The sequence below is a fragment of the Nocardia sp. NPDC051756 genome, assembly GCF_040681495.1.
Lineage (GTDB): Bacteria > Actinomycetota > Actinomycetes > Mycobacteriales > Mycobacteriaceae > Nocardia.
Genome location: NZ_JBFAYV010000004.1, coordinates 1,156,484 through 1,163,421 on the forward strand (window position 1 = coordinate 1,156,484; position 6,938 = coordinate 1,163,421).

Consider the following 6,938-nt stretch of genomic DNA (forward strand, 5'->3'; position numbering starts at 1 on the left):
ATTCAGACTCCACGGTTCGTATTACGTTTGAATAACATTAACATCTCGGCGTGAGCGGAGGCAAGATCTAAGTGCTGTCCAGCGGCCTGGTGGCAATCGGGCTGTGAAAGCGCGGGATTCGACCACATAACCTAGCGCGGGAGACGAGCCGTCCGATACGATGCCTGACATCCGAAATGGCCGCATCTCAGGACACCGGACGTTTTCGATCTTCACCCCAATCCATGCTCGACCATGGGCGAACGTGCGCGAGTAGCAGCGTCCGATTCGTCGCATCCGGTGACACCGACGTGCGGGCACAACTGAATCGATCGATTCGTTACTAAGGACGACAACTGATGGGCAAACACAACGCAAGACGGAACCCTCTCGGTTCGATGCGGTTGGCCATGCTCTCGATGACCGCACTGATCGCTACCGGTATCGCCACCGAACACGGGCCGTCACCCGAGAACCAAGCGGCGATCCTGACCGCCACCATGACTGATCTACCTCCCCAGGCGCCGGTCACGGAGCCGGCCGACGCTGCCGCGGACACGCAGCAGCCGGTCACGGTCGGCAGGCATGCGTGGCCGGTACGGCCGACGATCGACGCGGATGCACTACCTGATCAGCCAACCAGCGAGAAGGTGGGCCCGACCGGACTCGGGCTGCCGCTCACGCCGGCCGAGCCGACGGCGCTGCCCGGCCGGACGAACACCCCCCGCCCTCACCATCGGACCGACACCACGGCAGGCGCCCGGCCCAATGCCCAAATCGCGCTTCCGCCACTCGATCTCACCGCACTCCTGACCAACATCAGCGCCGCCCTCAACGCCGGAGCGGCATTCGCAGAAGGCCTGGAGTCCGGCAGCGCGGCCCTCACCCCCGCGACAACCAAACCGGCCGCTCCGAGCAACACCGAAGCCGACTCTGCCGATACGGCGAACCCCGAAGCGACGCACGCCGACAGTGTCCAAATGGCGGCTCCAGCAACAGATCTCACGTCGCTGCTGGCCACCGTCACCGCCGCACTGAAAGTAGGAGCGGCACTGGCGCAGGGCCTGGAATCCGGCAGCTCGATCCTCGGCCCGGGCAGCGCGGCGCTCGGCTCCGGCAGCGCAGCCCTCGACGGCGGCAGCTCGATAGCCGGGGCCGGCAGTTCTATCCTCGGCCCCCTCGCCGCAGTCCTCACCCCGCTCAGCGCCGCAGCGGCAGCTTCCGCTTAAACGGCTCACCCACCCGCTGAAGCCACTCACCGTGGACGCCCATCGCATCCCCTTGGTCCGATGGGCGCCCAACACCAACACCAGGCCGCAACGCCGGATTAGCGTCTGTCGATGTCCCACTCGGAGCGAATAGTCTCCAGACGGGACATCGGCGCGCTATACCGCGCGATTTAGTGCAGTGATGTCCCGTCCGTCGCGAGTGTCGTTGTCGAGCGGGACATCACGGTGGCCGATCTCGCGATTCGGCGCAGTGATGACCCGTTCGCAGCGAGTCTCGTTGTCCGGCGGGACTTCACCGTGCCAGGCCTGCGATTCGACGCAGTCAAATCCCGTCCGGCGTGAGTCAGTTGTCGAGCGGGACTTCACCGTGGCCGATCTCGCGATTTAGCGCAGCGAAGTCCCGTTCGGCGCGAAGGTCGTTGTCGGTTGGGACTTCGGTGTGTGCTGGTACGTGATTCAGCGCGATCATGTCCCGCCCGATGTGCTGCTGCGCGGCATTCGTGGTCGGCCGGGATTGACTCTGGTCTATCGAGTGAATAGGTGCGATAGGTATTCCGGTCCGCAGTCGGAGTGTCGTTGTCGAGCAGGACATCCCGACGTCATGTCGTTCTGTCCGCAGTGATGTCCCGTCCGGCCTCAGTCTTCGCATCGAGTGGGACTTGATCGTGCGCTGTCCTGCGGTTCGGCGCTGTGATATCCCGTTCGATGCGAGAGCCGTTCTCGGGTTCGGCGTGTGCCGGTGCGTGATTCAGCGCGCTCATGTCCCGCTCGGCGTGCAGCTGCGCGGCGTTCGTGGTCGAACGGGACATTAGCGTGGACTACCGGGTGCGCCACCGCATTAGCGTCCCGTTTGGCGTAGGGCCGACACGGGTCAGCGAGGGGAGATGGTTCGCTCTGACGCGCCGACTGGAGTTGTCAGCGCGTCAGTGTGGCAGAAAGGGAAGTCCCTACTCCTCCGACTCGTAGCGCAACGCGTTTTCCGAGCGGCAGATCTCGTCGATCCCGGAGACTATGTCGCGCAACAGTTCTGAGGGGAGGGCGGCGGGGCGGAGGCGGCTGGTGAAGGTGATGAGGCCGTGGTCTTCGGGGGAGAGGCCGCGGGCGGCGGACTCGGAGCGCAGGTAGCGGGAGCGGACGCCGTAGGTCATGGCGGAGATGACGGTGAAGCAGCCGGTGCGCTCGCGGTGGCCGGCGAACAGGTCGTGCAGGCGGTAGAAGACCGACGTGTAGCTGGACAGGGGAGCGAAAATGCCGACGCGGTAGGCGGGGCCGCGCTCGGACGAGCTGAGGGCGGTGTCGGCGAGGTATTCGGCGTCGCGCAGGGTTTGCACCTTCGGCGCGAACAGCACCGCGCCGGCCGCGGCGTTGCGCAGCGGCATGCCGGCGGGTCCGCTGGCGGCGGAGGCGATGACGCCCAGCGATTTACGCGCGCGCGAACCGACCTCGCGCCGGGCCCGCACCGAGCGGGTCGGTGCGGTGGGGTGCAGGGTCGACCACTGACCGAAACGCACGGTGCCCAACTGCACATGCCCGACGCCGCCCGGGCGCGCCACCTTCAACGGCGCCGTGTCGACCCAGCGACCCACCTGCAACGCCGCGTTGCCGGGCCGCATGATCTCGGCGTACGCGTGTTCGACGAACGAGTCGAAGTCGAGGAACCGGTCGGCATTGGTGGTCAGCCAGGTGCGGTCCTTGTCGATATCGATCACGTCGAGAGTGAGCGCGGTGATGATGCCCGCGCGCCCGCCCGCGCCGAGGATGCGATGGAAACGCTCGGCGTGGTGGGTGCGCCCGCAGGTGCCGATGCGTCCGTCGTTGTCGACGTACTCGAGATCGACGACCTGATCGATGAACATGCCGTACTTGTGCGACGCCGCGCTCACCCCGCCCACAGACGCGAATCCGCCCGCGGTGATGTCGCGATGGTCGCCCACGATCGGCAGGCCGAGCCCGTGCGCGCCCAGCCGCCGATCGATGTCGGACAGCTTGGCGCCCGCCTGCACGCGCACCGTCCGCCGCCCCAGGTTGATGTCGAGCACCTGATTCATCCGGCGCAGCGACACCACCGTCGGCTGGGCGGGCAGCGTCAGTCCATCGTCGAGTTGCTCGCCGCCGCGCACGGTGAGTGGTTCCGCGCGGCCGCGTGAATCCCGAACCGTGCGAACGACATCCGCCGTATCGCGGGGTAGGTATTCCTCGGCGGAGACAAACTGCGGCGTGCTCATGGCACGAAAGCTACTACAGCGCGGCCCGCGCCGCCTCCCCGATCTCGAGAGCTACCGGACGGTCGGTTCGAGTCGCTGGCTGAACAGCACCGATCCGCTCGCATCGCACAGATTGACTGTCAGTTCCCTTGACTTGCCGTCGATCAGCACCTCGCCGAAATGCTGGAAGGCGTCGAGCGGCGAACTGTTCTGCACCGTCGGCGCGTGCACGAAAACCGCTTCCGGTCCGAAGGTGGCGTCGAGCGGGTTGGGGCCGAACGCGCCGGCGTTGAGCGGTCCGGAGACGAACTCCCAGAAGCCGTCGAAGTCGGTGAATGCCGCCCGCTCGGGGGCGTAGTGGTGGGCGGCCGTGTAGTGCACGTCGGCGGTCAGCCACACGACATCGGTCACCTTGTTCGCCTTGATCGACGAAAGCACCTGGGCGATCTCGGTTTCGCGGCCGGACGGCGCGCCGGGATCGGCGTTGGCCGGGCCCTCGAACGCGGTGGTGTTCGGCTGCTCGCCATCCTTGACGACCACGCCGAGCGGCAAATCGTTGGCGACGATCTTCCAGGTGGCGTTCGAGTCGCGCAGACCCTCGATCAGCCATTTCGTCTGTGCCGGACCGAAAATGCGGCCGTCGGGGCCGTTGTTCGCGTCGTTGGTGTCCTTGTAGGTGCGCATGTCCAGCACGAAGATGTCCAGCAGCGGGCCGTAGGAGATCTTGCGGTAGAGGCGGCCGTCGACGGCTTCCTTGGGCTCCACCGGCATCCACTCGTGGAATGCCTGCCAGGCGCGCGTGGCCAGAACGTCCATGTTGCGCTCGGTGTAGCCCTTGGACTCCGGGACCAGGCCGCCGGGGTACCAGTTGTTGACCGTCTCGTGGTCGTCCCACTGCACGACCTGTGCGACCGAGGAATTGAAGCGGAGATAGTTCTGGTCGGTCAGGTTGTAGGCGTAGGCGCCGCGGTACTGCTGGAGGGTCTGCGCGGGAGCGCTTTTCGCCTCGGAGACGATGTTGCGCCAGATTCGCCCGTCGGGCAGCGTCACCGATTCCTTGACCGGGTTGTCCGCGTAGATGGAATCGCCCGAATGCAGGAACAAATGCGGGTCGCGGGCGGCCATGGTGGAGAAGATCTTCATGCCGCCGAGGTCGGGATTGATGCCGTAACCCTGGCCGACCACGTCACCGGACCATTGCAGCCGGATGTCGGACGCGCCGGTGGGGACCGTGCGGAACACGCCGGTGATCGGTTCGGACTTGCCGCCGTCGTCGCCCTCCAGAGTTACCCGGTAGTGCACCTGTTCGCCCGCGGGCAAACCGTTGATCCGCACCCGGCCGGTGCCGTCGGAATCCGGGGTGAGCAACGGTCCGGTGAATCGCTTGGCATTGCTGAACGATTCGGTGGACGCCGTCTCCACGATCAACTTCGCCGGGCGGTCCGCGCGCGCCCAGATCAGCGCGCCGTCACTGCGCGGGTCACCCACCGCGACACCGTGCGTCAGCACCGGCCGCTGCCGGACCAGCCCCGGCCCGTCGTTCGACGAGCACGCGGCCAGCGCGGGGGCAGCCACCAGGCCGAGAGCGGAGGTGCGCAGCAGGGTGCGGCGGGAGATCGAACCAGTCATGGGATCACCCTGGACCAGCTATCTCAACGCAATGTGAACGGGTTTGGTCCGGTTGGGTAACGGGCCGGTCTGGGTGGACAGTTTCGCGCCGGTCAGGGGGAATTTCCGGCGGGAGGCGGGGAAATTGTCCGCGTGGGCCGGGTCTCTTCCGCTCGAAGCGCGCATAGTTGCGCTGCATGGACTCGAGGGATTCCTGCGCCGGCCGTCGAATGCGGCGTCCAGCGCCGATCGTCGGAATACTGTCATCGATCTACCCTGATCCAATGGATACCGTCGATCGTGGGCTGATTCATGCGCTGCATATCGACGGGCGGGCTGCTTTCCGCGATATTGCTGCGGTGCTCGGCGTTTCGGAGAACACCGTTGCTCGTCGGTACCGCAAGTTGCGTGGTGCGGGGATCTTGCGGGTGGTCGGGATGGTGAACGGGCGGCGGCTCGGGTATGTGTCGTGGACGGTGCGGGTGCGTTGCACGCCGGATGCCGCGAGTTCGGTGGCCAAGGCGTTGGCTGATCGGGCGGATACCTCGTTCGTGTATCTGCTGTCCGGTGGTACCGAAGTGTCGTGCACTGTGCAGGCCGCGAGCGGTCAAGAACAAGATGCGTTATTGCTGCACAAATTGCCGCGGACCAGCCGGGTGGTCTCGGTCTCCGCGCATCTCGTGTTGCGGGGATTCGCGTTGCCGTCGGGATGGCAAGGCGTGGTGGCACTTTCGCCGGAACAAGCGGCGCTTCTCGAACCATCGCCGGTCGAATCGTCCATCGCGCCTGTCGAATTGGACGACGGCGACCGAACATTGCTGCACGCGCTCAATCGGGACGGCCGCGCCTCCTACGCGGAACTGACGGCAGTGACCGGATGGTCGGAGTCAACGGTGAAGCGTCGCCTCGCCGCCCTACGCCGCACCGGCGTCCTCCAGTTCCACCTCGACCTACCGCCCGCCGCACTCGGCTTCCACACCGAGGCCCGCCTATGGATCAACACCCAACCCGCCCACGTCGTCACCGTCGCCGAAGCCCTGGCCCACCACCCCGAAGTAGCCTTCGCCGCCCTGACCACCGGCGCAACCAACCTCCTCACAGCAATCAACTGCCGCGACACCACCGACCTGAGCACATACCTCACCGAACGAATCGCCCCACTACAAGGCATCAACTCGATAGAAACCGCCCCCATCATCAAAACCATCAAACGCGCCGGCGCCCTACTCCTCTGAAGCCGGAAACCGTTGCCCGGCACCCGTCTCCGCGCTGTTCCGTTCGATGCCATAAGACCAGCTCGGAATGCTGAGTGGGACATGGCAGCGGCGAACTACGAGAGACTGCTCAGTGGTGTCCCAATCGGTAGCGTCGTAGCAGAGACGCCGCCAAGTGACCGCGCGGTTCGCGGCGGTAGATAGCGAGCCAATTTCTGCCAGTCCCGATGTCGCGCGGAACATGGCGGCGGTAAACGGCGTACCGGCACTCCGTGGTGTCCCGCCCAGCGGAGCCTCTGTCAGGCCGGTGGCGAATGGGACTTGGTTGTGGCTGATGACGGCCGACGCTCCACGTCGTCCGCTCGGTCAAATGGCGCACCGCGACGGGGCCGGATCGGACTGCGGCAGCGAGGAATCGAGCGTCGGTCATCGGCTGGCGGCGGGTACCGCGCGCGACGGACGTTCCAGTGGGACGTGGGTGTGGCGAAGTGGGAGTGAGTGCACGATGGTCTCCCGTTGGACGGCGCTATGCGTGGCTTGCTCGCCGAGGGCGGGGGTGGTGTCCCGGTGGGTGCTGGGAGAGAGTGGCGTCCGGTGGGTGCTGGGAAAAAAGGTGGGTCCCCGTTGGCCCCGGATTTCGCGGGGCGCCCGGGCCCGCATGTTTTGTGGCGCGCCCCGGGGGGGGGGGGGGGGGGTTGGGGGAG

General features: G+C 66.3%; 4 protein-coding genes. 2 read left to right on the forward strand and 2 right to left on the reverse strand.

Annotation, left to right across the window (positions count from 1 at the left end):
* The first annotated feature begins 398 nt into the window (after positions 1-398).
* On the forward strand, positions 399-1,208 hold the full coding sequence (locus AB0M22_RS22245; protein ID WP_364729754.1) for a hypothetical protein: 810 nt from the start codon (positions 399-401) through the stop codon (positions 1,206-1,208).
* 947 nt (positions 1,209-2,155) lie between these two features.
* Here the strand turns inward: AB0M22_RS22245 and AB0M22_RS22250 are convergent.
* Both AB0M22_RS22250 and AB0M22_RS22255 read right to left on the reverse strand, forming a co-directional pair.
* The gene (locus AB0M22_RS22250; protein WP_357382029.1) at positions 2,156-3,433 is read right to left on the reverse strand and encodes an FAD-binding oxidoreductase; all 1,278 of its coding nucleotides are present in this window, start codon (positions 3,431-3,433) and stop codon (positions 2,156-2,158) included.
* A gap of 51 nt (positions 3,434-3,484) precedes the next feature.
* On the reverse strand, positions 3,485-5,041 hold the full coding sequence (locus AB0M22_RS22255; protein WP_364729757.1) for an alkaline phosphatase D family protein: 1,557 nt from the start codon (positions 5,039-5,041) through the stop codon (positions 3,485-3,487).
* A gap of 263 nt (positions 5,042-5,304) precedes the next feature.
* Between AB0M22_RS22255 and AB0M22_RS22260 the strand changes: the two genes are divergently transcribed.
* Entirely contained in the window at positions 5,305-6,255 is a 951-nt protein-coding gene (locus AB0M22_RS22260) for an Lrp/AsnC family transcriptional regulator (protein ID WP_364729759.1), read from the forward strand.
* The last annotated feature ends 683 nt before the right edge of the window (positions 6,256-6,938 follow it).

Bases quoted from the DNA above. Each gene is read 5' to 3' on its own strand.
- AB0M22_RS22245 (WP_364729754.1), top strand. From the start codon at position 399: ATGACCGCACTGATCGCTACCGGTATCGCCACCGAACACGGGCCGTCA.
- AB0M22_RS22250 (WP_357382029.1), bottom strand. From the start codon at position 3,433: ATGAGCACGCCGCAGTTTGTCTCCGCCGAGGAATACCTACCCCGCGAT.
- AB0M22_RS22260 (WP_364729759.1), top strand. From the start codon at position 5,305: ATGGATACCGTCGATCGTGGGCTGATTCATGCGCTGCATATCGACGGG.
- AB0M22_RS22255 (WP_364729757.1), bottom strand. From the start codon at position 5,041: ATGACTGGTTCGATCTCCCGCCGCACCCTGCTGCGCACCTCCGCTCTC.